This is a genomic window from Rhodovulum sp. DZ06, from assembly GCF_050586345.1.
Lineage (GTDB): Bacteria > Pseudomonadota > Alphaproteobacteria > Rhodobacterales > Rhodobacteraceae > JBOCEF01.
This window is the reverse complement of sequence record NZ_JBOCEF010000007.1, coordinates 1-23992: the sequence shown is the minus strand read 5'-3', so window position 1 is coordinate 23992 and position 23992 is coordinate 1. Positions and strand designations below refer to the sequence as shown.

22 protein-coding genes and 3 pseudogenes are annotated in these 23992 nt (G+C 73.4%); 21 read left to right on the top strand and 4 right to left on the bottom strand.

All coding sequences use genetic code 11. The features are described from left to right. Nucleotides 1-33 precede the first annotated feature (33 nt). The 6 genes and pseudogenes from ACQ5SO_RS04930 to ACQ5SO_RS04905 all read left to right on the top strand — a co-directional run bounded on the left by ACQ5SO_RS04930 (nucleotide 34) and on the right by ACQ5SO_RS04905 (nucleotide 7101). Nucleotides 34-1578 (top strand): FGGY family carbohydrate kinase, encoded by a 1545-nt coding sequence (locus ACQ5SO_RS04930; protein ID WP_430940568.1) that lies wholly within the window; start codon nucleotides 34-36, stop codon nucleotides 1576-1578. Continuing rightward, nucleotides 1578-2312: pseudogene (locus tag ACQ5SO_RS04925) on the top strand (NAD(P)-dependent oxidoreductase); the annotation flags it as partial. The gene ACQ5SO_RS04930 and the pseudogene ACQ5SO_RS04925, both read left to right, overlap by 1 nt. Next, a pseudogene (locus ACQ5SO_RS04920) lies at nucleotides 2313-3838 on the top strand (glycerol-3-phosphate dehydrogenase). It begins immediately after the preceding pseudogene. Beyond that, nucleotides 3835-4914 (top strand): class II aldolase/adducin family protein, encoded by a 1080-nt coding sequence (locus tag ACQ5SO_RS04915; protein WP_430940464.1) that lies wholly within the window; start codon nucleotides 3835-3837, stop codon nucleotides 4912-4914. The pseudogene ACQ5SO_RS04920 and the gene ACQ5SO_RS04915 overlap by 4 nt, the downstream one beginning before the upstream one ends. Continuing rightward, the gene (locus tag ACQ5SO_RS04910; protein WP_430940463.1) at nucleotides 4904-6262 is read left to right on the top strand and encodes an FGGY-family carbohydrate kinase; all 1359 of its coding nucleotides are present in this window, start codon (nucleotides 4904-4906) and stop codon (nucleotides 6260-6262) included. Before ACQ5SO_RS04915 ends, ACQ5SO_RS04910 begins: the two co-directional genes overlap by 11 nt. Continuing rightward, nucleotides 6259-7101: a TIGR01459 family HAD-type hydrolase gene (locus ACQ5SO_RS04905; protein ID WP_430940462.1), complete on the top strand. Its 843-nt coding sequence runs from the start codon at nucleotides 6259-6261 to the stop codon at nucleotides 7099-7101. Before ACQ5SO_RS04910 ends, ACQ5SO_RS04905 begins: the two co-directional genes overlap by 4 nt. A 39-nt stretch (nucleotides 7102-7140) precedes the next feature. Here the strand turns inward: ACQ5SO_RS04905 and ACQ5SO_RS04900 are convergent, their stop codons facing one another. Further along, complete coding sequence (locus ACQ5SO_RS04900; protein ID WP_430940461.1) at nucleotides 7141-8508, bottom strand: PLP-dependent aminotransferase family protein; 1368 nt, start codon at nucleotides 8506-8508, stop codon at nucleotides 7141-7143. 315 nt (nucleotides 8509-8823) lie between these two features. Between ACQ5SO_RS04900 and ACQ5SO_RS04895 the strand changes: the two genes are divergently transcribed. The 8 genes from ACQ5SO_RS04895 (at nucleotide 8824) to ACQ5SO_RS04860 (ending at nucleotide 15423) form a co-directional block, all read left to right on the top strand. Beyond that, nucleotides 8824-9306, top strand: coding sequence for an MSMEG_0572/Sll0783 family nitrogen starvation response protein (locus tag ACQ5SO_RS04895; protein WP_430940460.1), 483 nt, complete (start codon nucleotides 8824-8826; stop codon nucleotides 9304-9306). Between the two features lie 102 nt (nucleotides 9307-9408). After that, the gene (locus ACQ5SO_RS04890) at nucleotides 9409-10368 is read left to right on the top strand and encodes a Nit6803 family nitrilase (RefSeq protein ID WP_430940459.1); all 960 of its coding nucleotides are present in this window, start codon (nucleotides 9409-9411) and stop codon (nucleotides 10366-10368) included. After that, nucleotides 10365-11468, top strand: a complete 1104-nt coding sequence (locus ACQ5SO_RS04885) for an MSMEG_0568 family radical SAM protein (RefSeq protein ID WP_430940458.1) — start codon at nucleotides 10365-10367, stop codon at nucleotides 11466-11468. Before ACQ5SO_RS04890 ends, ACQ5SO_RS04885 begins: the two co-directional genes overlap by 4 nt. Then, nucleotides 11465-12013, top strand: coding sequence for an MSMEG_0567/Sll0786 family nitrogen starvation N-acetyltransferase (locus ACQ5SO_RS04880; protein ID WP_430940457.1), 549 nt, complete (start codon nucleotides 11465-11467; stop codon nucleotides 12011-12013). The genes ACQ5SO_RS04885 and ACQ5SO_RS04880 overlap by 4 nt, the downstream gene beginning before the upstream one ends. Further along, the gene (locus ACQ5SO_RS04875; protein WP_430940456.1) at nucleotides 12010-13020 is read left to right on the top strand and encodes a sll0787 family AIR synthase-like protein; all 1011 of its coding nucleotides are present in this window, start codon (nucleotides 12010-12012) and stop codon (nucleotides 13018-13020) included. The genes ACQ5SO_RS04880 and ACQ5SO_RS04875 overlap by 4 nt, the downstream gene beginning before the upstream one ends. 8 nt (nucleotides 13021-13028) lie before the next feature. Continuing rightward, nucleotides 13029-13307, top strand: coding sequence for an MSMEG_0570 family nitrogen starvation response protein (locus ACQ5SO_RS04870; RefSeq protein ID WP_430940455.1), 279 nt, complete (start codon nucleotides 13029-13031; stop codon nucleotides 13305-13307). Between the two features lie 11 nt (nucleotides 13308-13318). Next, nucleotides 13319-14599 (top strand): MSMEG_0569 family flavin-dependent oxidoreductase, encoded by a 1281-nt coding sequence (locus ACQ5SO_RS04865; protein ID WP_430940454.1) that lies wholly within the window; start codon nucleotides 13319-13321, stop codon nucleotides 14597-14599. Continuing rightward, the gene (locus ACQ5SO_RS04860; RefSeq protein ID WP_430940453.1) at nucleotides 14596-15423 is read left to right on the top strand and encodes a Pnap_2097 family protein; all 828 of its coding nucleotides are present in this window, start codon (nucleotides 14596-14598) and stop codon (nucleotides 15421-15423) included. Before ACQ5SO_RS04865 ends, ACQ5SO_RS04860 begins: the two co-directional genes overlap by 4 nt. Before the next feature lie 34 nt (nucleotides 15424-15457). Here ACQ5SO_RS04860 and ACQ5SO_RS04855 read toward each other — a convergent pair whose 3' ends face one another. From ACQ5SO_RS04855 to ACQ5SO_RS04845, 3 genes are read right to left on the bottom strand one after another with little or no spacing between them, the layout of a single operon-like run. Further along, nucleotides 15458-16024 (bottom strand): flavin reductase family protein, encoded by a 567-nt coding sequence (locus ACQ5SO_RS04855; protein ID WP_430940452.1) that lies wholly within the window; start codon nucleotides 16022-16024, stop codon nucleotides 15458-15460. Nucleotides 16025-16059: 35 nt separating this feature from the next. Next, the gene (locus tag ACQ5SO_RS04850) at nucleotides 16060-16473 is read right to left on the bottom strand and encodes a FadR/GntR family transcriptional regulator (protein WP_430940451.1); all 414 of its coding nucleotides are present in this window, start codon (nucleotides 16471-16473) and stop codon (nucleotides 16060-16062) included. Beyond that, nucleotides 16428-16694: a hypothetical protein gene (locus tag ACQ5SO_RS04845; RefSeq protein WP_430940450.1), complete on the bottom strand. Its 267-nt coding sequence runs from the start codon at nucleotides 16692-16694 to the stop codon at nucleotides 16428-16430. Before ACQ5SO_RS04845 ends, ACQ5SO_RS04850 begins: the two co-directional genes overlap by 46 nt. Before the next feature lie 422 nt (nucleotides 16695-17116). Between ACQ5SO_RS04845 and ACQ5SO_RS04840 the strand changes: the two are divergent. From ACQ5SO_RS04840 to ACQ5SO_RS04810, 7 genes and pseudogenes are all read left to right on the top strand, one after another. Next, a pseudogene (locus tag ACQ5SO_RS04840) lies at nucleotides 17117-17965 on the top strand (4-hydroxyphenylacetate 3-hydroxylase N-terminal domain-containing protein); the annotation flags it as partial. 30 nt (nucleotides 17966-17995) lie between these two features. Further along, complete coding sequence (locus ACQ5SO_RS04835; protein WP_430940567.1) at nucleotides 17996-18598, top strand: 4-hydroxyphenylacetate 3-hydroxylase C-terminal domain-containing protein; 603 nt, start codon at nucleotides 17996-17998, stop codon at nucleotides 18596-18598. Between the two features lie 8 nt (nucleotides 18599-18606). Then, the gene (locus tag ACQ5SO_RS04830; protein WP_430940449.1) at nucleotides 18607-19644 is read left to right on the top strand and encodes a leucyl aminopeptidase; all 1038 of its coding nucleotides are present in this window, start codon (nucleotides 18607-18609) and stop codon (nucleotides 19642-19644) included. A gap of 17 nt (nucleotides 19645-19661) precedes the next feature. Further along, the gene (locus ACQ5SO_RS04825) at nucleotides 19662-20588 is read left to right on the top strand and encodes an ABC transporter permease (protein WP_430940448.1); all 927 of its coding nucleotides are present in this window, start codon (nucleotides 19662-19664) and stop codon (nucleotides 20586-20588) included. Then, entirely contained in the window at nucleotides 20588-22663 is a 2076-nt protein-coding gene (locus ACQ5SO_RS04820; protein ID WP_430940447.1) for an ATP-binding cassette domain-containing protein, read from the top strand. The genes ACQ5SO_RS04825 and ACQ5SO_RS04820 overlap by 1 nt, the downstream gene beginning before the upstream one ends. Nucleotides 22664-22767: 104 nt before the next feature. After that, entirely contained in the window at nucleotides 22768-23541 is a 774-nt protein-coding gene (locus ACQ5SO_RS04815; RefSeq protein ID WP_430940446.1) for an extracellular solute-binding protein, read from the top strand. Next, nucleotides 23531-23875: an extracellular solute-binding protein gene (locus ACQ5SO_RS04810; protein ID WP_430940445.1), complete on the top strand. Its 345-nt coding sequence runs from the start codon at nucleotides 23531-23533 to the stop codon at nucleotides 23873-23875. Before ACQ5SO_RS04815 ends, ACQ5SO_RS04810 begins: the two co-directional genes overlap by 11 nt. Nucleotides 23876-23992: the final 117 nt, after the last annotated feature.

Below are 23992 nucleotides of genomic sequence, written 5' to 3'. Positions count from 1 at the left end.
GCGACGGGCGCAACGGGGGCGCGGGGGGGCGAGCTGCTGATCGGCCTCGACGCCGGGACCTCGGTCATCAAGGCCGTGGCCTTCGACCTCTCGGGCCGTCAGGTCGCGGCCGCCGCGGTCCCCAACCGCTACGTCACCCGCCCGGACGGCGCGGCGGTGCAGGACCAGGACGCCACCTGGGCCGACGCCGCGGACGCGCTGCGGGCGCTGTCCGGGAAGGTCGGGGGGCTGGCCGCCCGCGCCGCCGCCCTCGCCGTCACCGCGCAGGGGGACGGGACCTGGCTCGTCGGCAAGGACGACGCGCCGGTGGGCGAGGGGTGGATCTGGCTCGACAGCCGCTCCGCCCCCACCGTGCGGGCGCTGCGCGCGCAGGGCGCCGACGCGGCGCGCTACGCCGCCACCGGGACCGGCCTCAACTGCTGCCAGCAGGGCGCGCAGCTGGCGCATATGCAAAGCCGCCTGCCGCACCTGCTCGAGGGCGCCGAATGCGCCCTCCACCCCAGGGATTTCCTGTTCCTGCGCCTGACGGGGCTGCGCGTCTCGGACCCGTCCGAGACCTGCTTCACCTTCGGCGATTTCCGCACCCGCACCCATGACGAGGCGGTGATCGACGCGCTCGGCCTGCGCCCGCTGCGCCGCCTTCTGCCCGAGATCATGGACGGCGCGCGCGACACCGCGCCCCTCTCGGCCGCAGCCGCCGCCGCCACCGGGCTGCGCGCGGGCCTGCCGGTCAGCCTCGGCTATGTCGACGTCGCCTGCATGCTGCTGGGGGGCGGGATCTTCACCGGGACGGGGGCGGCGGGCTGCTCGATCATCGGCTCCACCGGGATGCATGCGCGCTGCATCGCGCCGGGCGATTTCACCCCCAACCCGGACCGCACCGGCTATGTCATGCTGCTGCCGATCGAGGGGCGCGCCGCGCAGCTGCAGTCGAACATGGCCGCCACGCTCAACATCGACCGGCTGCTCGACCTCGCCGCGGACCTGCTGGCCGATTTCGGCGCGCCGGTGGACCGCCCCGCCCTGCTGGGGCGCCTGTCGCGCTGGCTGGAGGCCGCCGAACCGGGGCGGATCCTCTACCATCCCTATATCTCCGAGGCCGGGGAGCGCGGCCCGATCGTCGAGGACGCCGCCCGCGCCTCCTTCATCGGGCTGAATTCGGGCCACCGCTTCCCCGACCTCGCCCGCGCGGCGGTCGAGGGGCTCGCCCTCGCCGCCGCCGATTGCTACGCCGCCATGGGGCCGGTCCCGGCCGAGATCCGCCTCTCGGGCGGGGCCGCGCGCTCGGACGGCTTGCGCGGCATCCTCGGGGCCGCGCTCGGCGTCCCCGTGCGCCGCTGCGAGCGGGAGGAGGCCGGGGCCGCGGGCGCCGCGATGACCGCCGCCGTCGCCATCGGCGCCTACCTGGACATGCAGGCCTGCATCGACGCCTGGGTCGCCCCGCTGCTGACCCGGCCCGAGGCGCCGGACCCGGCGCTCTCGGCCCTCTACACCGCCCTGAAACCGCATTACCTGGCCGCGCGCGACGCGCTCCCGCCCGTCTGGCGCGGGCTGGCCGCAACCCGGGGGACCCCGTGATGACCAAGCGCATCGCCGTGATCGGCGACCGATTCATGCTGCCCGAGGTGTTCGAGGACAAGCTGCGCGCGGCCTGCGGCGCGGGCGTCGAGATCCGCCGCCTGCAGCAGCCCTGGCCGGACGAGCCGATGGAGCACGGATACGCCGTGCCGGGCATGGACGGCCTCAAGGAATACATGGGCGCGGCCGAGGAGGTGACCGCCTTCATCGGCGACGCCGAGATCCTGGTCACCCACCTCGCCCCCATGTCCCGCGCCATGTTCGAGGCGCTGCCGGGGCTGGAGATGATCGCCGTCTCCCGCGGCGGGCCGGTCAATATCGACATGAAGGCCGCCGGGGAGCATGGCGTGAAGGTGGTCAACACGCCGGGGCGCAACGCCTCGGCGGTGGCCGAGTTCACCATCGGCGCGATCCTGGCCGAGACCCGCCGCATCCGCGAGGGGCACGAGGCGCTGCGCGCCGGGACCTGGCGCGGGGACCTCTACCGCGCCGACGTCACCGGGCTCGAATTGTCCGAGATGACCGTGGGCCTCGTCGGCTACGGCGCCATCGGCAGCCGCGTCGTGAAGCTGCTGCGCCCCTTCGGCTGCCGCATCCTGGTCTGCGATCCTTACGTGCAGCTCGCCCCCGAGGACGCCGCCGCGGGGGTGGAGCTGGTCGGCTTCGAGGAGGTCCTGGCGCAGTCCGACGTGCTGTCGATGCACCCGCGGGTGACGGAGGAGACGCGCGGCATGATGGACGCCGCCGCCCCCGCCGCCGACAGCCGGCCCGTCGACCTGCTGGTGATCGGCGGCGGCGTGAACGGCGCCGGGGTCGCCCGCGACGCCGCCGGCCGCGGCCTGTCGGTGGTGATGGCCGAAAAGGACGACCTGGCCGAGCACACCTCCTCGCGCTCCGGCAAGCTCGTGCATGGCGGCCTGCGCTATCTCGAATATTACGAGTTCCGCCTGGTGCGCGAGGCGCTGATCGAGCGCGAGGTGCTGCTCAACGCCGCCCCGCACATCATCTGGCCGATGCGCTTCGTGCTGCCGCACTCGCCCGGCGACCGGCCCGCCTGGCTGGTGCGGCTGGGGCTGTTCCTCTACGACCACCTCGGGGGGCGGAAGAAGCTGCCGGGGACCCGCAGCCTCGACCTGCGCCGCGACCCGGAAGGGGCGCCGATCAAGGACGCCTACACCAGGGGGTTCGAATATTCCGACTGCTGGGTCGACGACGCCCGACTGGTCGCCCTCTGCGCGCTGGATGCTGCCGAGAAGGGGGCCGAGATCCTGACCCGCACCGCCGTCGCCTCGCTGCGCCGCGAGGGCGGGCTGTGGCGCGCCACCCTGGCCGGCCCGGGCGGCGAAACGCGCGAGGTGACCGCCCGCGCCGCCGTCAACTGCGCAGGCCCCTGGGTCAATGACGTGATCGGGCGCGTGGCGGGCGGCAATTCCGCCCGCAACGTGCGGCTGGTCAAGGGCAGCCACATCGTCACGCCCAAGTTCTGGGACGGGCCGCAGGCCTATCTCGTGCAGAACCACGACCGGCGGGTGATCTTCATCAACCCCTATGAAGGCGACAAGACCCTGATCGGCGCCACCGACATCGCCCATGACGGCGCCCCCGGCGAGGTGGAGATCGACGCGGCCGAGATCGACTACCTGATCGCCGCCGTGAACCGCTATTTCAAGCAGCAGCTGCGGCGCGAGGACGTGCTGCACAGCTTCTCGGGGGTCCGCCCGCTCTATGATGACGGGCATGGCAACCCCTCGGCGGTCACACGGGACTACGTGCTGGACATGGACGACGCGGGGGGGCGCCGCTGCTCAACGTGTTCGGCGGCAAGATCACCACCTTCCGCAAGCTGGCCGAGGCGGCGATGGACCGGCTCGCGCCCCATTTCCCCGGCCTGAAGCCCGCCTGGACCGCTTCCGCCCCCCTGCCCGGCGGCGACATCCCGGGCGCCGATTTCCCCGCCTTCCTGCAAAGCTTGCAGGAGGCGCATCCCTGGGCGCCGCGCGCGCTGCTGCGCCACTACGCCCGCCTCTACGGCGCCCGCGCGGCGCAGGTGATCGGGGACGCGGGCTCGGTCGAGGATCTCGGGCCCCATTTCGGCGGGCTCCTCTACGCCGCCGAGGCGCGCCACCTGCGCGCCCGCGAATGGGCGCGGACCCCCGAGGACGTGCTGGTGCGCCGCACCAAGCACGGGCTGCACCTGGACGAGGCCGAGAAGGCCGCCTTCGCCGACTGGTGGCAGGGCGCGCTGGAGTTCACCGCATGAGCACCGCCGACACGCCCGCCGCCGCCCCCGGCGGCCCCGCCCCCGCCCGGCCCGCCGATTTCCCCGCCCTCGTCGCGCGCTCCGCCGCCCTCGGGCGCGACCCGCTGCTGGTGCAGGCCGCGGGGGGCAACACCTCGGTCAAGGATGGCGGGACCATGTGGATCAAGGCCAGCGGCACGCGGCTGGCCGAGGCGGAGGCGCGCGACATCTTCGTCCCCGTGGACGCCGCCGCCATCACCCGCGCCCTCGCCGCCGACCCCGAGGCCGCCGACCGCACCCAGGACTTCCTGCTGGCCGGGGGCGGGCTGCGCCCGTCGATCGAGACCTCGCTCCACGCCGCCCTGCCGCAGCGGGTGGTGCTGCATGTCCACTGCGTCAACACCATCGCCTTCGCCATCCGCGAAGACGCCGAGGCGGCGCTGGCCGAACGGCTCGCGGGCCTCGACTGGCGCTTCCCGCCCTATATCAAGCCGGGCGCGCGCCTCGCCGGCGCGGTGCTGGACGCGAGGGGCCCGGGCGCCGCGGTCGCCGTGCTCGGCAATCACGGGCTGCTCGCGGCCGGGGACAGCGTGGAGGAGGCCGAGGCGCGGCTGCGCGAGGTCTCGGCCCGCCTCGCCCCCGCGGCCCCGGCGGCGCCCCTCGCGCCCGACCTGCCCGCGCTGGCGGCGGCGGCGGGGGGCGGCTACGCCCCGGCGGGCGCGGCGGATCCGCTGCACACGCTGGCGCTCGACCCGCGCCTGCTGGCGGCGGCGACGGCCGGGAGCCTCTACCCCGATCACGTGATCTTCTGCGGCCCCGGCGCCGAGGCGCTGCGCCCCGGCCAGACCGCCGCCGGGGCCGCCGCCCGCCGCGCCGCCGCGGGCGCGCCGCCGCCGCCCTTCCTGCTGGTCCCCGGCGCGGGCGCGCTGCTGCGCGAGGGCGCCTCCGAGGGCGCGCTGATCCTTGCGCGCTGCCTGTGGGACGTGCTCTCGCGCCTCGCGCCCGGCGCCGCCATCCGCACCCTGACCCCCGCCCAGGACGCCGAGCTGCTCGACTGGGACGCCGAGAAATACCGCAAGGCCCTCAATGCCGACTGACGCAGATCCCGCCGCCGCGCCCGCCGCCGCGCCCGACCTGTTCCTCGGGCTCGACCTCGGGACCTCGGGCGCCCGCGCCGCCGCCATCGACGCGCGGGGCCGCGTGATCGCCGAGACCCGCGCCGCCATGGCCGATCACGGCGCCCGCCGCGCCGATTCCGCCGCCTGGAAGGGGGCCGCGCAGGCCGCCCTGCGCGCCGTCGCGGCGCAGGTCGACCCGGCCCGCATCAGGGGCGTGTCGGTGGACGGCACCTCGGGCGCCGTGCTGGCGCTGGACGCCGCGGGCGATCCGCTCGGCGACGGGCGGATGTATGACGAGCGGGCCGCGGACGCCGCCGCCGTCGCCCGCATCGCCGCCCTCGCCCCCGCGACCTCGGCGGCCCATGGCGCGACGAGCCCGCTGGCCCGCGCCATCGACCTCGCCGCCCGGCACGCCCCGGCGATGATCGCGCACCAGGCGGACTGGATCGCCTCGCTCCTCACCGGGCGGGTGGTCAGCGATGAAAGCAACGCGCTCAAGACCGGCTACGACCCCGTGGCCGGGGCCTGGCCGGACTGGATCGACGCGGCGGGCCTGCCGCGCGCCCTGCTGCCCGAAGCGATCCCCTCGGGCGCGGTCTCGGGCGCCGTCTCCGCGGCGGGGGCGGCCTGGTCGGGCCTCCTTGAAGGCACGCCGGTGGTGGCCGGGGCCACCGACGGCTGCGCCTCGTTCCTCGCCACCGGGGCCGCGGCGCCGGGCGACGGGGTCACGGCGCTCGGCACCACGCTGGTGCTCAAGATCCTGTCGGACCGGCCGATCTTCGCCCCTGAATACGGCATCTATTCCCACCGCGTCCTCGGGATGTGGCTCGCGGGCGGGGCGTCCAATTCCGGCGGCGGCGCGCTGCTGGCGCATTTCGACGCCGAGGCGCTCGCCGCCCTCTCGGCCGCCATCGACCCCGAGACGGACAGCGGCCTCGACTATCACCCCCTCGCGCGCCCGGGCGAGCGGTTCCCGATCAACGACCCCGCCCTCGCCCCGCGGCTGGACCCGCGCCCGCAAGGCGGCGCGGCGTTCCTGCACGGGCTGCTGGACGGGATCGCGGGGATCGAGGCGCTCGGCTACCGGCGGCTGGCCGAGCTCGGGGCCCCGCCGCTGCGCGCGGTGCGCACGGTGGGGGGCGGGGCGCGCAACGCCGCCTGGACCCGGATCCGGGAGCGGCGCCTCGGGGTTCCCATGGAACCGGCCCGCGCGGTCGAGGCCGCGGTCGGCGCCGCCAGGCGCGCCCGCGCCGGGGTGACGGGCAAGGCCGCGGGCGAAGCCGTGGGCGGGGCCGCGGGCGGGGCCGGGCGCGGGGGCCGCGCATGACCGAGATCCTGCCCGGCCTCGCGGCCCTGCATGGCCGCTTCGACGCCTTCCTGGTGGACCAGTTCGGGGTGCTGCTCGACGGGACCGGCGCCTACCCTTCGGCGCCCGCCGCCCTCGCCGCCCTCGCCGCCACCGGGGCGCGGGTGCTGCTGCTGTCGAACTCCGGCCGCCGGGCGCAGCCCAATATCGACCGGCTGCTGTCCTTCGGCTTCGGGCGCGGCAGCTTCGAGACGGTGCTCTCCTCGGGCGAGGCGGCGCACGGGATGCTGCGCGCCCGCATCGGCGGCGCGCTGCGCCCCGGGGCGCGGGTGCTGGTCGTCTCGCGCGTCGGCGACGGGTCCGAGACCGAGGGCCTGGACCTGGTTCCGACCGACGACCCGGATGCGGCCGAGCTGGTGCTGATCTCGGGCAGCCGCGGGGACGAGCTGGGCCTCGACGCCTATGCCGACCTGCTGCGCGGCCCCGCTTCGCGCGGGGTTCCCTGCCTGTGCACCAATCCCGACATGGTGATGCTGACCCCGGCGGGGCGCAGCTTCGGCCCCGCCCGCATCGCGCAGCTCTACGAGGGGTTCGGCGGCGCGGTGGAGATGATCGGCAAGCCGCACCGCCCGGTCTACGAGATCGCGCACCGAATGCTGGGCGCCCCGGACCCGGCGCGGGTGCTGTGCATCGGCGACAGCCCGGCGCATGACCTGAAGGGGGCCGCGACCCTCGGGTTCCGCGGCGCGCTGGTGCGCACCGGGATCCATGACGGGATCGACGACGCCGCGCGCCTCGCGCTCTGCGCCGCCGAGGGGGTGCGCCCGGACTTCATCCTGCCCCGCTTCGCCGACGGCTGAGGCCGGGGCGGCGGGCGGACGGGGCGCGGGCGGCTGGCGTCAGCCGTACCAGGAATGCGGGTCCAGCGCCTCGGCCAGCAGCGACAGCGCGGCGTGGACGCCCGCGCGGCTGGCGTCGCCGCCCAGGCAGATGCGCAGGGCTTCCTGCGGCGCGCCCTCCACCGTGAAGGCGTCGGCGGGCATCACCCCGATCCCGGTCGCGGCCAGCAGCCCCGCCGCCTGCGCCCGGCCCCGGCCCGGCGGCAGCCGCAGCCAGATGTTGAACGCGTTCGGGTCAGCGTCGAAATCCGCGCCCTGCAGCAGCTCGGCGGCGATCTTCTGGCGCGCCGCGGTCTCGGCGCGGATGAAGCGGCGGATCGCGTCCGCCGTGCCGTCCTGGATCCAGCGCGTCGCCAGCGCCATGCACAGCGGCGAGGGCATGACGTTGGTGGTCTTCAGGCAGCGCGCCAGCTTGCGCGCCGCCCGCGGGTCCGGCGCCACGGTATAGGCCAGCCGCAGCCCCGCCCCGATGCATTTCGCCAGCCCGCCCACGTGCCAGACCCGCCCCGGCGCCATGGTCGCCAGCGCGGGGGGCGCGTGCTGGGGGATGAAGCCATAGGCGTCGTCCTCGATCAGCGGCAGGTCCAGCTCCTCCAGCGCCGCGGCGATCTCCAGCCGCCGCGCCTCGGGGATGGTCCGCGTCGTCGGGTTGTTCAGCGTCGGGTTCAGGTAGAGCGCCCTGGCCCCGTGCGCGCGCGCCGCTTCGCGCAGCGCGTCGGGCAGGATGCCGTCGGCGTCGCCCTCGATCCCCACCAGCCGCAGCCCCAGCCGCGCGGCGATGCCGCGGATGCCCGCATAGGTCACCGCCTCGCACAGGATCACGTCGCCGGGTTTCGCCAGCTGCATCAGGATCGCGAAGATCGTCGGGTGCGCGCCCGGGGTGATGGCGACGCGCTCCAGGCTCGGGGCCATGCCGCGCATCGACAGCCAGGAGGACGCGGCCTCCTTGTCCACCACGCCCCCGGTGGCGGACTGGTAGCGCAGCAGCCCCACCAGGTCGCGGCTGACCGCCGCCAACCCGCCCTGCATCCGCGCCAGCAGCTCGGGGTCCTGCGGCTCGGGCGGCAGGTTCATGGTCAGGTCCCGGTCCTGGACGCGGCGCGGGTCCGCCGGGGCCTCGGGCGCCTTTCGCGCCGCCACGAAGGTGCCGCGGCCCACATGCGCCTCGACCAGCCCGCGCGCCCGCGCCTCGGCATAGCCGCGGGAGACGGTGGTGAAGTCCACCCCGATCCGCTCCGCCAGCCGCCGCTGGGGGGGCAGCCGGTCGCCGGGCCGCAGCCGCCCCGTCTCCACGTCCCGGGCGATGGCGTCGGCGAGCGCGAGGTAACGCGGCGCGCCGTCCTCGGCGGGGCCAGGGGTCCAGGTCATGCGCGCGTCTCTCGTCTCTCGGCCGGGTCGGGCGGTGGGGTCGGGACCGTATCGTTACCCCGCCCCGCCGGGAAATTGAAGCGCGATTGACTGCATTTTCCGCCGATTCAATTCCACAGAGTCGTTTCGTGCTTCAACGGCCTGCCCTTTTGCGGTGCAGCGCGGCGCTTTTGCGGGCGAAACGCCGCCCAACCCCCGGTTTTTTGTCTGGATTTTTGTATGCATCAATTGATGCGGTCAATTTCCCCGGCCCATCCTGCTGTCACAGGGGCCGGACGCGCCGTCCGCCCCGCCCCGGACAGCAAGAGGACCGACATGCCCGAGATCACCATCCCCAAGCACAAGGACGGCGACGTCTTCGTCGACTACGAGGAGAAAGTCTTCGAGGACGTCAAGGCCGAGCCGGGCGAGAAAGCCCTCGTGACCTTCCACACCGTCGCCTTCGAAGGCTCCATCGGCCTCGTCAACATCCTGAACGCGATTCGCCTCAATCGCAAAGGCTACGAGACCTCGATCCTGCTTTACGGCCCGGGCGTGACCCTCGGGATCCAGCGCGGCTTCCCCACCCTCGGCGACGAGGCGTTCCCCGGCCACCAGAACTTCGCCGTGAACCTCAAGAAGTTCATGGGCGAGGGCGGCAAGGTCTTCGCCTGCCGCTTCGCGCTCCAGGCCCTCTACGGCCATGGCGAGCCGTCGCTGCTGCCCGGCATCACCCCGATCGCCCCGCAGGACGTCCTCGATTGCATCCTTCTGCACAAGAAGGCGAACGCGGTCATCCTCGACACCTGGACCGTCTGACCCTGCCGACGACGCGCAGATTGAATGCAGACAATCCGGCCCCGCCCCCCCCGGGGCCGGACCCCAAGCGCCCCTCCCCCCGGCCCGCCAAGGAGAGCCCCCATGACCGACAGCACGGTCCGCGTCGCCGCGGTCCAGATCGCCCCCGAGCTGACCAGCCGCGCCGGCACCATGGCCCGGGTGCTGAACGCGATGGAGGAGGCCGCCGCGAAGGGCGCCGAGCTCGTGGTCTTCCCCGAGACCTTCATCCCCGCCTATCCCTATTTCAGCTTCGTCCTCCCCCCCGTCCGCCAGGGCGCCCCGCACATGGACCTGATGGACGAGGCGGTCGCCGTCCCGTCCCCGGAAACCGACGCGCTCTCCGACGCCTGCCGCCGCCTCAATCTCTGCGCCTGCATCGGCATCAACGAACGCGACGGCGGCTCGCTCTACAACGCCCAGCTCATCTTCGACGCCGACGGAACCCTCCTCCTCAAGCGCCGCAAGATCACCCCCACCTATCATGAGCGCATGGTCTGGGGTCAGGGCGACGGCGCCGGCCTTCGCACCGTGCCAAGCGCCGTCGGCCGCATCGGCGCGCTGGCCTGCTGGGAGCATTACAACCCCCTCGCCCGCTACGCCCTGATGACCCAGGGCGAACAGATCCACTGCGCCCAGTTCCCGGGGAGCCTCGTCGGCCCGATCTTCGCCGAGCAGATCGAGGTCACCATGCGCCACCACGCCCTCGAATCCGGCTGCTTCGTGGTCAACGCCACCGGCTGGCTGACCGAAGAGCAGATCGCCTCGGTCACCGAGGACCCCGCCCTCCAGCCCGGCCTGCGCGGCGGCTGCATGACCTGCATCATCTCGCCCGAGGGCCGCCACGTCGTCCCGCCGCTGACCGAGGGCGAGGGGATCCTTATCGCCGATCTCGACATGCGCCTGATCCAGAAGCGCAAGCGGATGATGGACAGCGTGGGCCACTACGCGCGGCCCGAGATCCTCTCCCTCCTCCACGACGCCTCCCCCGCGAAGACCCGCCACGAAACCCGCCACGAGATCCACAAGGAGGCGCAGGCATGACCGTCCACACCCTGATCACCGACCTTCAGACCCGCGGCATGCGCCTCGTCGATCCGCGCGCGGGGGCCGAGAGCCGCCGCGGCGGCGCCGGCCCCTCGGACCACAAGGCGGTCACCATCGACGGGATGACCGTCATGGTCCCCGTCCACACCGCCCCCGCCTTCGACAGCCCCTACCTGGTCGAGGCCCCCGACGAAAAGGGCCGCGCCCGCATCCTCAAGGACGGCGCCCCGCTGGCCGAGGCCGCCTTCCCCGCCAAACCCCGCTTCACCGACCTGTCGACCGCCGACGGCATCCCCTACGGCCATATCGCGCAGCTCCATTCGCGCGACGTGCTCGCCACCACCGTGCTGCAGACCTGCATCCGGTATGAGAGCCGCAAGAAGACCTGCAAGTTCTGCTCCATCGGCCAGTCCCTCGCCGCCGGGCGCACCATCGCCCGCAAGACCCCCGCGCAGCTCGCCGAGGTCGCGAAAGCGGCGGTGGAGCTCGACGGCGTCAAGCACATGGTCATGACCACCGGCACCCCGAAAGGCCCCGACCGCGGCGCCGCCGTGCTGGCGGAAAGCGCCGCCGCGGTGAAGGCCGCCGTCGACCTGCCGATCCAGGTGCAGTGCGAGCCCCCCGAGGACGATTCCTGGCTGCGGCGGATGCACGAGGCCGGGGCCGACAGCCTCGGGATGCACCTTGAAGCCGTCACGCCCGAGGTTCGCGCCGAGATCATGCCCGGCAAGGCCTCCGTCCCCCTCTCGAAATACTGGGACAGCTTCGAAGCGGCGGTGGAGGTCTTCGGCCGCGGCCAGGTCTCCACCTACATCCTCGCCGGGCTGGGCGACACGGAAGAGGCCATCCTGCGCACCGCCGAGCGCCTCTGCGCCATCGGCGTCTACCCCTTCGTCGTCCCCTTCGTCCCCATCTCCGGCACCCCGCTGGAATCCCGCCCCGCCCCGCGCCCCGAATTCATGGCCCGCATCCTCGCCCCCCTTGCGCAGATGATCCTCGCCTCCGGGATGCGCGCGACCGAGATCAAGGCCGGCTGCGGGCGCTGCGGCGCCTGCTCGGCCCTCTCGGCCTATGAAAAGCTGGGGATCCGGCCATGATCGTCGAGGATCCCCACGCCTTCATCTGCCCCGGCTACATCATCCGCGCCGCCAGCGCGGGGTGGGAGCATGGCGGCGCCGCCTCCCTCCGCCACCGGGTCTTCGTCGAGGAGCAGGGCCTTTTCGCCCCCCATGACCGCGACGCCATCGACCAGCGCGCCATCACCCTCGTCGCCCTCTCCACCATCGCCTCCGAGGCGGACGAGGTCGTCGGAACCGTCCGCCTGCACGCGGCGCGGCGGGGCGCGTGGTGGGGCTCCCGCCTCGCCGTCGCGCCGGGCTGCCGCCGGGTGGGGCCGCTGGGGACCGAGCTGATCCGCCTCGCGGTCGGCACGGCGATGGCCCGGGGCTGCGGGACGTTCCTGGCGCATGTGCAGGCCCGCAACATCCCCCTCTTCCGCCGCATCGGCTGGGAGGTGGAGGAAGAGGTCTCCCTCCACGGCGCCCCCCATGCGCGGATGCGCGCCCTCCTGCCCCGCTTCACCCCGGTCGAGGATCCCTGCGCCGGGCGCCTCGCTCTCGCCCGCCGCAGGCGCGCGTCATGACCGCCGTCGCCATGACCGGCTCGGCCCCCACGCCCGCCGCCGACCTCCCCGCCCTCGTCGCCCGCCTGCGCGCCCACCCGTCGATCCGCTCCAAGCTCTGCATCGCGGACGCCGCCCGCGCGCTCGGCCTCACCCCCGCCTCCCCCGGCGCGCCCGGGGACGACGCGGCGCTGATCCCCGCCGCCCATGGCTGGGACCTGCTGGCGGGCGAGGGCTTCATTCCCGCCTTCGTCGCCGACGACCCCTGGTTCGCGGGCTGGTGCGGGGTGATGGTCAACCTCTCGGACATCGCCGCCATGGGCGGCCGCGCCGTCGCCCTCGTGGACCAGGTCTGGGCCCCGGGGGCCGAGGCCGCCGCCCCGCTCCTGCGCGGTCTGCGCGACGCGTCCGAGGCCTATGGCGTGCCGCTGGTCGGCGGCCACACCAACCTTTCCGCCGCCGAGCCCGGCCTCGCCGTCTCGGTCATGGGCCGCGCCGCCGCCCCCATCCGCGGCGACGCGGCAAAGCCCGGAGAGGCGCTCATCGCCCTCGCCGACCACCGCGGCGGGTTCCGCAATTTCGACAACTGGTGCGCCGCGCTCGACGCCCCCCATGCCCGCCTGCGCGGAGATCTGGACCTCCTCCCCCAGCTCTCCGAAGCCGGCCTCACCCGCGCGGGCAAGGATGTCAGCCAGGGCGGCCTCGTCGGCACCGCGCTGATGCTGGCCGAGGCGTCGGGGGTCGGCCTGTCCATCGACCTGTCGGCGGTGCGCCCGCCGGAAGGCGTGCCGCTGGAACGCTGGCTGCGCGCCTTCCCCTCCTTCGGCTTCCTGCTCACCGCCGCCCCCGCCGACGCGCCCGAAATCCTCTCCCGCGCCCGGGCCCGGGGCCTCGCCGCCGACGTGATCGGCGCCGTCACGCCGGGGGCCGAGCTGCGCCTCCTCCACGGCCCCGCCTCCGCCCTGTTCTGGAACCACGCGGCCGAGCCCTATCTCGGCCTCGCCCGCCCGGAGGGTCTCCATGACTGACACCGCCCATGCCTGAAACCATCGTCACCTTCCGCTGGCCCGACGGGACGGAGGAGCCCTGCTACTCCCCCTCCTCCGTCATCGCCGAGATGTTCGCCCCCGGCGCCGCCTACCCGCTCTCCGACTTCCTCGCCCGCGCCCGCATCGGGCTCGAGCGCGCCTCGGGCCGGGTCGAGCGCAAATACGGCTTCCGCTGCAGCCGCGCCATGGCGTCGCTCGACCGGATCGAGGCCCGCGCCGCCGCCTGCCCCGAGGACGCGCGCATCCTCTGCGTCTCCATCCAATGAAAGGCCCCGCCATGAAGGACTTCGCCCCCACCCCCCGCCAGGAAACCGAGGTCGTCATCGTCGGCGGCGGCCAGGCCGGGCTCTCGGCCTCCGCGGAACTGCTCGCCCGCGGCATTCCCCACGTGGTGCTGGAAAAGGACGTCGCGTTCCGGTCGTGGAAGCGCGACCGCTGGGACAGCTTCTGCCTCGTCACCCCCAACTGGCAGTGCCGCCTGCCCGGCCATCCCTATGACGGCGACGACCCGGACGGTTTCATGCTGAAAGACGAAATCACCGACTATCTCGACCGTTTCCGCGCCCGCCACGACTTCCCCCTGCACGAGGGGGTGACCGTCACCCGCGTCGCCCGGGACGGCGCCGCCTGGAAGGTCGAGACCGACCGCGGCGACTGGATCGCGGGCCAGGTGGTCATCGCCACCGGCGGCTATGACGAGCCGATCACGCCCCCCTATGCCCGCGCGCTGGACCCGTCCATCACCCAGATGCACAGCCGCGACTACCGCCGCCCGTCGCAGCTGCCCGAGGGCGCGACGCTCATCGTCGGCACCGGCCAGTCCGGCGTGCAGCTGATGGAGGACCTCGTGCGCGACGGCCGCCAGGTGCATCTCGCCGTCGGCCCCGCCCCGCGCTCCCCGCGCAAGTACCGGGGCCGCGACGCCACCGACTGGCTCCACGACATGGGCCATTACGCCATGACCATCCGCGAGCACCCGGACCCCGAGGCCGCCGTCCACAAGACCAACCACTACATGTCCGGCCGCGACGGCGGGAAGGAGATCGACCTGCGCCGCTGGCATCTGGACCACGGCGTCGAGCTCTGGGGCTCGCTCACCGGCATGGACGGAACCGCGCTTTCCTTCGCGCCCGATCTGGCGAAGAACCTCGACGATGCAGACGCCAGTTACCTCGGCATCCGCGAGGCCATCGACGGCTGGATCGCCGCGCAGGGCATCGACGCGCCCGAGGAGCCGCCCTTCGAAAAGCTCTGGGCCCCGGCGCAGGAGCGCATCGCGGCCGACGCCGCCGCGCTCGGCATCACCTCGGTCCTCTGGTGCATCGGCTTCCGCCCCGATTACGCGTGGATCGAGGCGGACGTCTTCGACGCCAAGGGCCGCCCGGTCTATGACCGCGGCGTCACCGCGGCGCCGGGGCTGCATTTCCTCGGCCTCGGCTGGCTGAACACCTGGGGCTCGGGCCGGTTCCTCGGCATCGCCGAGGACGCCGCCTTCCTCGCCGACCGCATCGCCGAGCGGGCGGCCCGCGCCCCCGCCCGCACGGGAACCGGGGCATGAGCGCCCCCGGGGACCTGCGCGCGGCGGGGATGCTGGGGCGGATGACCCTCGGGATGCCGCACCTGTCGCCCTCGGGGCTGGCCGAGGACTGGGTCCTGCGCGAGGGCGGCGACCGCCACTGGGCGATGCTGTCGCGCGCCATGGGCCGGGCCGAGGGCGCGTTCGAGGACGCGCAGGGCCGGCCGCTCTACGCCGCCTTCTGCGCGACCGAGCTGGCGATGGACCCGCGGGACGGGCTCGGGGCCGCGCTGCTGGGGGCCGAGCTGTCGCTGCGCTCGACCCTCGGGCGGGTCTCGGCCGGGCGGATCGGGTCCGAGCATGTCCTCTCGGCGCGGGGACGCGCCGTCGCGCGGCTGCGCATGATCTCGGCCTTCGTGGCCCATGACCCGCGGGCGGGGCGGCTGGCCGCGCGCCCCCCGGCCGCCGCGATCGCGCCGCCGCCCGCCGGTCCGGGGCTGATGGCGCTCGGGGCGGCGGCGGGGCGGGAGGCGCGGCGCCTGCGCGCGGCCCCGCCGCCCGTCCCGCAGGCGGTGCTGCACCCCTGCCCCGAGCGGGATTTCAACGCGGTCGGGCTGCTGTATTTCCCGGCCTATTCGGCGCTGGCCGCCGCGGCGCTGCGGCGCGGCGCGGGCCGGGGCGCCGGGCCGTTCGCCCGGGTGCGGGCGCGCCGCGTGGTCTACCTGGGCAACCCCGCCGCCGGCGCGGCCGTGCGGGCCGCGAGCGCGGCGTCGGGCCGCCGGGCGCGCACCGTCCTGCACGCGCCCTGCGGCGCGCCGCTGGCGGCGGCGACCACGCTGGCGACCGCCCCGGCGCCGGGGGGCTGAGGCCCCCGGCGCAGCGGCCCGTCCGGCGCCGCCCTCAGGCCGCGCGCCCCGCCCCGTCCAGCGGCGTCGCCGCGCAGAACCCCCCGGCGCTGTAGACCAGCGAGCCGGGCGTCTCCTCGACCGTCAGCCGCGCGACATGGCCGATCAGGATCGCGTGGGTGGCGTGCTCGACCACCTCCTCCAGCACGCAGTCGAAGGCCGCGAGCGCGCCCGAGAGCATCGGCGCCCCGGCCTCTCCCGCCGCGTCCGGCCCCTCGATCCAGGCCCCCTCGTCGAACTTCTCGGCCCCGAACCGGCCCGCGCGGCCCGCGAACAGCGCCGCAAGCTCCACCTGCGCCTCGGTCAGGTAGTTGACGCTGAACCGGCCCGCGGCGCGGATCGTCTCCAGCGCCGGGCCGGCGCGGTTCACGCAGACCAGCAGCGACGGCGGCGCGTCCGACAGCGAGCAGACGGCGGTGGCCGTCAGGCCCGCGCGGCGCGCGCCGTCCCGGGCCGCGATCACCGCGACCGCGTTGGCGGGGCGGCGCATCGCCTCGCGGAACATCAGCCCGGGATCGGCCGCCGCGGGCGTGGTCGGATCGGGGTCGGGGGAGGCGCGCATGGGGTCTGCTCCCGCGAGGGGGGGGAAGGGACGGGTCAGTCGGAAAAGCCCGAGAGCCAGCGGTGGATCGCCTCGTGATGCGCGCGCATCGCGGCCTCGGCCTCGGCCGGGCTGCGCCGCTGGATGGCCGAGAGGATCGCGTCGTGGCGCCGCCAGCCGGTCTCCTCGGTGAAGGCCGGAAGCTGCATGCGAAAGCCGCCGTCGCGGGTGAAGCCGGTGACGGCGTCGACCAGCCAGGCGAAGAGCGAATTGCCGCTCGCCTCGGCCACCGCGCGGTGAAAGGCGATGTCGCCCTCGAGGTCGAACCGCGCCGGGTCGGCGGCGGCGTGGATGCGGGCGATGGCGGCGAGCTGGTCGGGCGTGGCCCGCAGCGCCGCCATCCGGGCGATCGCCGGCTCCAGCGTCAGCCGCAGCTCCCACAGCTCGGGCGGAGAGGTGTCGCGCAGCACCGCGGCGGGCGCCGAGGGGGCCCGGCCGGGGCGCGGGCGCGGGCGCGCCCGGCGGGGGCCTCGCCCGCCGCGCGCAGGGCGCGCAGGGCGACGCGCAGCTGGTAGCGGTTGACCCCGAGGCGTTCGGACAGGCGGCGTTCGGGCGGCAGCGCGCCCTCGCGGGTCAGGATGCGGCGCAGCTCGGTCTCGAGCGCCGCCCGGGCGCCGGGGGTCGTGGTCATCGCTCTCTGCGCTCCTGCACATGCCGCCGACGGGGGGCGGCGGGGGGTCGGGACTCAGCCAACCACGGCGCGGATGGTTCATCAACCCTTTTCAACCAAACCGGTGGGAATCAGCGATTCGGACCAGCATTTGGGTGGCGCCGGTCGGGCGCACTGATTTCGATAAAATCGCGTGCAGATGCGGAAAGCTTTCTTCTAACCATTGTTTTTAAACGATTAATCATCGATTCAGGCCGCGGAACGCCCGGTTTCCGAGCCTAGTAACCAGGCGCCCTTGGTTTGAAAGATCGCGCCTTGGGCAAAAAATTTGACTCCACCGGGTCATTTTGGTTGATAGATCTGCCAGCCATGGGTGAGCGTTTGGTTGCAACCCGGCGGTCCCCCCACGAGCCGCCCCTCCCCCCGCTGACAAGGAACCGACCATGGATGGCTCCCTCCCCACCCCCGCCGACGCCAAGACGTCCAACCTGCGCACCGGCGCCCAGTTCAAGGAAGGGCTGAAGGACGGCCGCCAGGTCCGGGTCACGGGCAAGAAGCTCGACACCGTGTTCGACGAACCCGGCCTCGCCGCGGGGATCGAGCTGATCGCCTCGATGTTCGACGACGCCTTCACCCCGGAATACGAGGACGCGACCACCTGCATCGACCCGAAGACCGGGCTGCGCTCCTCGCGCGCCTGGATGGAGACGCGGACGGTCGAGGACGTCAAGGGCCGCCGCAAGATGATGGAATACACCGCCGAGAAGACGGCGGGCGTGTTCGGCCGGCCGCCGGATCTCGGGCCGACCATCGTCATGGGCATCGGCGCGCAGGCGCCCCTGTTCAAGGACGTGAAGTCGGCCTTCGACGACTGCCGGCCCGATTTCTACGAGAACATCCTCGGCTTCATCGAGGAAGGCCGCGCCAGGCAGCTCACGGCCGCCGAATCCCTCACCGGCCCGCAGAACGACCGCTCCTCGCCCATGGCGCAGGCGGCCTCGCTGCTGAAGGTCGTGAAGACCACCAGGGACGGCGTCTACATCTCGGGCGCCAAGTCCGTCGCTTCCGTCGCCGCCCAGGCGGACGAGATCATCTTCACCAATCTCGGCTAACCGGGCGCCCCGCCCGAGGCCTGCATCTGGGGCTCGGTCCCCATCGCCTCCGACGGCATCAAGCTGGTCAGCCGCGAGATGCTGTCCGAACCCCATGCCGACCCGTTCGACCACCCGCTCAACCACAAGGGCGAAGAGGCCGACCAGCTCGTCATCCATGACAACGTCTTCGTCCCGAAACACCGCATCTTCAACCTCGGCGACGCCGACGTGCTCGGCCTCTCGGGCAAGGCGACGCTCTGGGCCCACTGGCACATCCTCACCCGCCTGATGGTGAAATCCGAGATCTACGTGGGCTGCGCCGAGATGGTGACCCGGATCCTCGGCGCCGACGGCATCCCCGCCGTGAAGGGGATGCTGGGCGAGATCGTCGAGTTCAACCGCGCCCTGAAAGCCTTCCTCGTGGCCGCCGAGGCGAACCCGCAGGAGATGCCCTCGGGCGTGCTCGGCCCGGACGTCTCGATGATCACCGCCGGGCGCCTCTACGGCGTCTCGCGCTACCCGAACGTCATCCACACCCTGCAGGACATGCGCGGCCAGGGCCTGGTGATGCGCTTCGGCAAGGCCTCCTTCGAGAACCCCGACATCAAGCACCACCTCGAGGAGCTGCTGCCCGGGCGCGGCTGCACGGGCATGGAGAAGGAGCAGCTGATGAACTTCATCTGGGACCTCACCACCTCGGGCCTCGCGGGCCGCGTCGCCCTGTTCGAGAACGTGAACGCGACCCCCGCCCCCCGCCTGCGCGAGCGCCTGTTCACCGAATTCGACCGCTCCGGCATGGTCGAGCGCGCCAAGCGCGTCGCGGGCATGTGAGGCCCGGCATGCAGTACAGCCAGCATGAAATGGTGCAGGTCTTCCGCGAACAGCTGGAGCTCTGCGCCCTGAAACAGGGGGAGACCTTCGCGGTCCTCTCCGAAGGCTCGATCCGGCGCGACTATGCCGAGGCCTTCCTGCTCGCCGCCCGGGATCTCGGCGTCGAGGGCTACCAGGTGAACGTGCCCCCCCGCCCCTTCCGCGACAACCGCCCCCTGACGGGGCGGACCGCGATCGCCGGCAACCGCGCCGCGATCGAGGCGCTGAAGAAGGCCGACCTGCTGGTCGACGTCATGGGGATGCTGTTCAGCCATGAACAGGACGAGATCTGCGCGACCGGGACCCGCATCCTCTTCGTGCGCGAACCCTTCGACATCCTCGCCCGCAACTTCCCCACGACCGAGCTGCGCCGCCGGGTCGAGCACGGCGAAAGCCTGCTCGGCCAGGCCCGCAAGCTGCGGATCTTCTCGGAGGCGGGCGCCGACTGCACCTTCGAGATGGGCGGCTACCGGGCGATGACCCAGTACGGCTACACCGACAAGCCGGGCCGCTGGGACCACATGGGCGCCGGCCAGGTCCTCTCCCAGGCCTGGGACGGCAAGGTCGATGGGACGGTCGTCATCCAGCCCGGCGACATCCTCAACTGCTTCCGCCGCAACGTCGAAAACCCGATCACCCTGACCATCAGGGACGGCGCGGTGCAGGACATCGCGGGCCCGGGCATGGACGCCGCCCTGCTGCGCGACTTCATGGCCAGCTTCGAGGACGAGCGCGCCTACGCCATCTCCCATATCGGCTGGGGCCTGCCGCCCTCGGCCCACTGGTACGACAACCAGCTCAGCCGCACCCGCGACGGAGAGATCGGGGTCAACAACCTGAGCTTCTTCGGCAACGTGCTGTTCTCGCTCGGCCCCAACACCGAGCTGGGCGGGACCAACGACACCGCCTGCCACGTGGACATCCCGCTGCGCGACGCCTCGCTGGAGCTGGACGGCCGGATCATCGTCGACCGCGGCCGCATGGCCGTGGACGCCATGGCCGCGTGACGGGGGGGGAACGCGCCATGAGCCTCGACGCCGCCGCGGCGGCCGGGACGGAGGCGGGCCAGCCCGCCGCCGCGCCCCGCCCCCGCCCCGCCCTGTCCGCGTGGGAACGGCAGAGCCGCCGCACCACGCTCTCGCTCCTGGTCCTGCCGGTGCTGGCGATGCCGGCGATGTTCGTCACGCCCCTCGTGGTCCTGATGTGGATGAGCGTCGACGCCGGCGACGGGACCGTCACGCTCGACGGCTATCGCGGGCTGATGGCGCCGGTCTACCTGCGCCTGCTGGGCTTCACGCTGGAGCTGTCCTTCTGGGTGACCGCCGCCTGCGCCGCGCCGGCCTGTCCCATCGCCTACATGATGGCCAACATCCCCGGGCGCTTCGCGAAATGGATGGCGGTGTCGCTGTTCATCTCGCTGCGGCTGTCCTTCCTGGCGCGGACCTTCAGCTGGATCGTGATCCTGCAGCGCAACGGGGTGGTGAACGACATCCTGACCGGGACCGGCCTGATCTCCTCGCCCCTGCGGCTCGTGTACAACGAGACGGGCGTCTATATCGGCCTGATCCACATCCTGCCGCCCTTCATGATCATCACCCTGGTCCCGGGCATGAAGGCGATCGACCCGGCCTATGCGCGGGCCGCGCTGTCGCTGGGGGCCTCGCCGTTCAAGGCGTTCCGGCAGGTCTACCTGCCGCTCTCGGCGCCCGGCCTGGCCGCGGGCGCGATGCTGGTCTTCATCCTCGCCTTCGGCTTCTTCATCACCCCGGCCATCCTCGGGGGCGGGCGCACGCCGACCATCACCCTCGCCATCCGCGATCAGATCCAGGAGCTGGGGGACCTCCAGCTCGCCGCCGCCACCGCCATGGCGCTGCTGGTGATCTGCCTCGCGATCCTGCCGGTGTTCAACCGCGTCGCCGGGGTGGACCGCATCTACAAGGGAAAATCCTGATGGACGTGCCGACCACCCCCCGCGCGCGCCGGGTCCTCGGGATCTACGGCTGGACGCTGCTGCTGCTGGTGATGGCGCCGGTGCTGATCATGATCCCGGTCAGCTTCGGGCCCGGCGCCGCGCTGTCCTTCCCGCCCGAGGGGCTTTCGTTCGAGTGGTACGAGAACCTCGCGACCGACCGGCGCTGGAGCCGGGCGGCCCTGCTCTCGCTCCAGGTCGCCGCGATGGCCACCGGCTTCGCGATCCTGATCGGGGCGCCCGCGGCGCTGGCGGTGCACCGCACCCGGGGACGCCTGGCCGAGCTGCTGAAGATCTTCTTCATCGCGCCGATGATCGTGCCGATCATGGTGATCGGGGTCGGGTTCTACATGATCTTCGCCCAGCTCAGGCTGCTGGGGGTCGCCTGGCCGCTGGCGCTGGCCCACGCGATGATCGTGCTGCCCTTCGTGGTGATGCCGCTGGTCGCGCGCCTCGCCTCGCTCGACCCCGCGCTGGAACGGGCCTCGGCCTCGCTCGGCGCCGGGGCGCTGCGCACCCTCTTCACCGTGACCCTGCCGCTGCCGGCCCCCGCGATCCTCGCCTCGGCCGTCTTCGCCTTCATCTTCTCGTTCGACGAGGTGGTGCTGGCGCAGCTGCTGGCCGGTCCGCGCTTCGAGACGCTGCCGCGCAAGATCTACGAGAGCATCACCCAGAACGGCCTCGACAAGACGATCACCGCCATCGCCTCGGCGCAGTTCTTCCTGGTGGCGGGGCTGCCGCTCCTCGACGCGGCCCGGCGCCGGATCCGCCTGCCGCGCCGGGCGGCGGCGGCCGCCGCGCCCGGGGTCGGGCGCCCGCCGCGCTCGCTCTCCGCCGCCGCGACGGCCGAGGCCGCGCCGCCCGTCCCCCGGGCCGCGCTCCGCTCCCCCGCGCCGACCGATTGCGAGCCGCCGCTGCTCGCCCCTTCCACCGCCCAGAGGCCCCCCATGCTCGACACCTCCGACGCCCGCGCGCCCGCCGCCCCCGCCGACATCCACGGCTTCGGCATCCAGTTCCAGGGCCTGTCCAAGTACTACGGCGACAAGGCCGCGGCCTCGGACGTGAACCTGACGATCAAGCCGGGCGAGTTCATGACCATCCTCGGGCCCTCGGGCTCCGGCAAGACCACGCTGCTCATGCTCATCGCCGGGTTCATCGCCCCCGACGCCGGGCGGCTGATGCCGGGGGACCGCGACATCTCCCGCACCGCGCCGCACCAGCGCGACATCGGCGTCGTGTTCCAGTCCTACGCCCTGTTCCCGCACATGAACGTGCTCCAGAACGTCGCCTACCCGCTGCGCGCCCGCGGCGTGAAGAAGGCCGAGCGGGAGCGGCGCGCCCGCGCGGCGCTGGCCAAGGTGCACATGGAGGACTTCGCCGACCGCCGCATCAGCGACATGTCGGGCGGCCGGCAGCAGCGCGTGGCGCTGGCCCGGGCGATCAGCTTCGATCCGCGGGCGCTGCTGATGGACGAGCCGCTCGCCGCCCTGGACCGCGAGCTGCGCGGCCACATGCAGACCGAGATCCGCCGCCTTCAGCGCGAGCTGGGCCAGACGGTGATCTTCGCCACCCATGACCAGGAAGAGGCGCTGAACATGTCCGACCGGGTCGCGGTGATGAACCACGGCAAGATCCAGCAGGTCGCGACGCCGAAGGACCTCTACCAGCGCCCCGCCAACAGCTTCGTCGCCGGCTTCTTCGGCGAGAGCAAGCTGTTCCACGGCACCGCCGGCGGCGCGGCGCTGACCGTGGCCGGGCGCCCCCTGCCCCTTCCCGAGCGGCGCGAGGGCCGCGCGGTGCTGTGCGTGCGCCCCGAACAGGTGCGCCTGGCGCAAGCGGGCGACGCCGCCCCCGACGCCCACGCCCCCGACTGGGCGCTCGACGGGCGGGTGACCGACGCGCGCTTCCTCGGCGCCATCCTGCGGCTCGAACTCGAGACCGTCGCCGGCACGGTCGTCGCCACCCGCCGGACCGGCGGCGACGCGGCCGCCCCGGGCGTCGGGGCGCTGATGAAGGACCACTGGGATCCCGCCGCGGGCCACGTCATGGCCTCCTGATCGCCCCGTCCCGCCGCGCGGCCCCGGACCACGGGACGCGCGGCCCCCTCCTTCCCTCCCGCTCCTCCTCCTCCTCCCACCCTCTTCAGCAGGAACCCCCCACCATGAGCTTCGACACCTCCCGCCGCTCCCTCCTCGCCGGTCTCGCCGCCGCCGGCGGCCTCGGCGCCCTCCCCGGTTCGCTGCGCGGCGCCCTGGCCCAGTCCGTCGGCGACAAGCTCGCCGGCGACGGCGAGGTGATCGTCTGCACCTGGGGCGGCAACTATTCCGACATGATGCAGAAGATCTGGTTCGACCCGTTCAGCGATGCGACCGGCATCGGCGCCTCGACCACCGCGATCCCGGACATGGCCAAGCTCGAGGTCATGGACCGCGTGAACAACGTGGAATGGGACCTGATCGACACCAAGGGCGCGCAGATGATCCAGGCCGCCCGCAAGGGCCTGCCGGCGCCGATCGACTACGACCTCGTGTTCTCGATCGTGCCGAAGGAGGCGATCGACCCCGCCGCGATCCGCGCATACGGCATCGGCTCCGTCGCCTTCTCCACCGTCATCGCCTGGAACACCGACACCGTCGGCAAGGACGGCCCGCAGACCTGGAAAGAGGTGTTCGACACCTCCCGCTTCAAGGGCCGCCGCGCCCTCTACGCCCAGCCCCGCCCGACCTTCGAGATCGCCCTGCTCGCCGCGGGCGTGGCCCCCGAGGACATCTACCCGATGGACATCGACGAGGCGTTCGAGGCCTGCGACGCGATCCGCGACAAGGTCGACCTGTGGGTCGAGCGGACCTCGCAATGGGGCGTGCTGATGCAGAGCGGCGAGGTCGACATCGTCGGCGCCTCGCTGTCGCGCATGAAGGATGAACATGAAGGATGAAAAGGACGCCGGCCGCCCGACCGACTACCACTTCAACCAGTCGATCATCGAGCAGTCCTGCTGGACCGTCCCCGCCAAGGCGCCGGGCCGAGAGGAGGCGATGAAGCTGATCGCCTGGATGATGCAGCCCGAGGGGATGCGCGAATACGCCTCGGCCATGCCCTTCAACGTCGCCAACACCACCATCTACGGCGACATCCCCGAGACGCTGGCGAAGAACCTGCCCGGCTATCCCGAGAACGCCGCCAGGAACATCCAGATCGACGAGGCCTGGTGGGGCGAGAACGCCGAGGCGGTGCAGCTGCGCTGGCTCGACTGGATGTCCCGCGCCTGATCCCTTCCCCAGCATTGCGGCGGGGGTTTTCTGCTCCCCCCTGGGGGGGGGGGGGGGGGGGGGGGGGGGGGGGGGGGGGGGGGGGGGGGGGGGGGGGGGGGGGGGGGGGGGGGGGGG

Bases quoted from the DNA above. Each gene is read 5' to 3' on its own strand.
- ACQ5SO_RS04915 (WP_430940464.1), top strand. From the start codon at position 3,835: ATGAGCACCGCCGACACGCCCGCCGCCGCCCCCGGCGGCCCCGCCCCC.
- ACQ5SO_RS04910 (WP_430940463.1), top strand. From the start codon at position 4,904: ATGCCGACTGACGCAGATCCCGCCGCCGCGCCCGCCGCCGCGCCCGAC.
- ACQ5SO_RS04905 (WP_430940462.1), top strand. From the start codon at position 6,259: ATGACCGAGATCCTGCCCGGCCTCGCGGCCCTGCATGGCCGCTTCGAC.
- ACQ5SO_RS04900 (WP_430940461.1), bottom strand. From the start codon at position 8,508: ATGACCTGGACCCCTGGCCCCGCCGAGGACGGCGCGCCGCGTTACCTC.
- ACQ5SO_RS04895 (WP_430940460.1), top strand. From the start codon at position 8,824: ATGCCCGAGATCACCATCCCCAAGCACAAGGACGGCGACGTCTTCGTC.
- ACQ5SO_RS04890 (WP_430940459.1), top strand. From the start codon at position 9,409: ATGACCGACAGCACGGTCCGCGTCGCCGCGGTCCAGATCGCCCCCGAG.
- ACQ5SO_RS04885 (WP_430940458.1), top strand. From the start codon at position 10,365: ATGACCGTCCACACCCTGATCACCGACCTTCAGACCCGCGGCATGCGC.
- ACQ5SO_RS04880 (WP_430940457.1), top strand. From the start codon at position 11,465: ATGATCGTCGAGGATCCCCACGCCTTCATCTGCCCCGGCTACATCATC.
- ACQ5SO_RS04875 (WP_430940456.1), top strand. From the start codon at position 12,010: ATGACCGCCGTCGCCATGACCGGCTCGGCCCCCACGCCCGCCGCCGAC.
- ACQ5SO_RS04870 (WP_430940455.1), top strand. From the start codon at position 13,029: ATGCCTGAAACCATCGTCACCTTCCGCTGGCCCGACGGGACGGAGGAG.
- ACQ5SO_RS04865 (WP_430940454.1), top strand. From the start codon at position 13,319: ATGAAGGACTTCGCCCCCACCCCCCGCCAGGAAACCGAGGTCGTCATC.
- ACQ5SO_RS04860 (WP_430940453.1), top strand. From the start codon at position 14,596: ATGAGCGCCCCCGGGGACCTGCGCGCGGCGGGGATGCTGGGGCGGATG.
- ACQ5SO_RS04855 (WP_430940452.1), bottom strand. From the start codon at position 16,024: ATGCGCGCCTCCCCCGACCCCGATCCGACCACGCCCGCGGCGGCCGAT.
- ACQ5SO_RS04845 (WP_430940450.1), bottom strand. From the start codon at position 16,694: ATGACCACGACCCCCGGCGCCCGGGCGGCGCTCGAGACCGAGCTGCGC.
- ACQ5SO_RS04830 (WP_430940449.1), top strand. From the start codon at position 18,607: ATGCAGTACAGCCAGCATGAAATGGTGCAGGTCTTCCGCGAACAGCTG.
- ACQ5SO_RS04825 (WP_430940448.1), top strand. From the start codon at position 19,662: ATGAGCCTCGACGCCGCCGCGGCGGCCGGGACGGAGGCGGGCCAGCCC.
- ACQ5SO_RS04820 (WP_430940447.1), top strand. From the start codon at position 20,588: ATGGACGTGCCGACCACCCCCCGCGCGCGCCGGGTCCTCGGGATCTAC.
- ACQ5SO_RS04815 (WP_430940446.1), top strand. From the start codon at position 22,768: ATGAGCTTCGACACCTCCCGCCGCTCCCTCCTCGCCGGTCTCGCCGCC.
- ACQ5SO_RS04810 (WP_430940445.1), top strand. From the start codon at position 23,531: ATGAAGGATGAAAAGGACGCCGGCCGCCCGACCGACTACCACTTCAAC.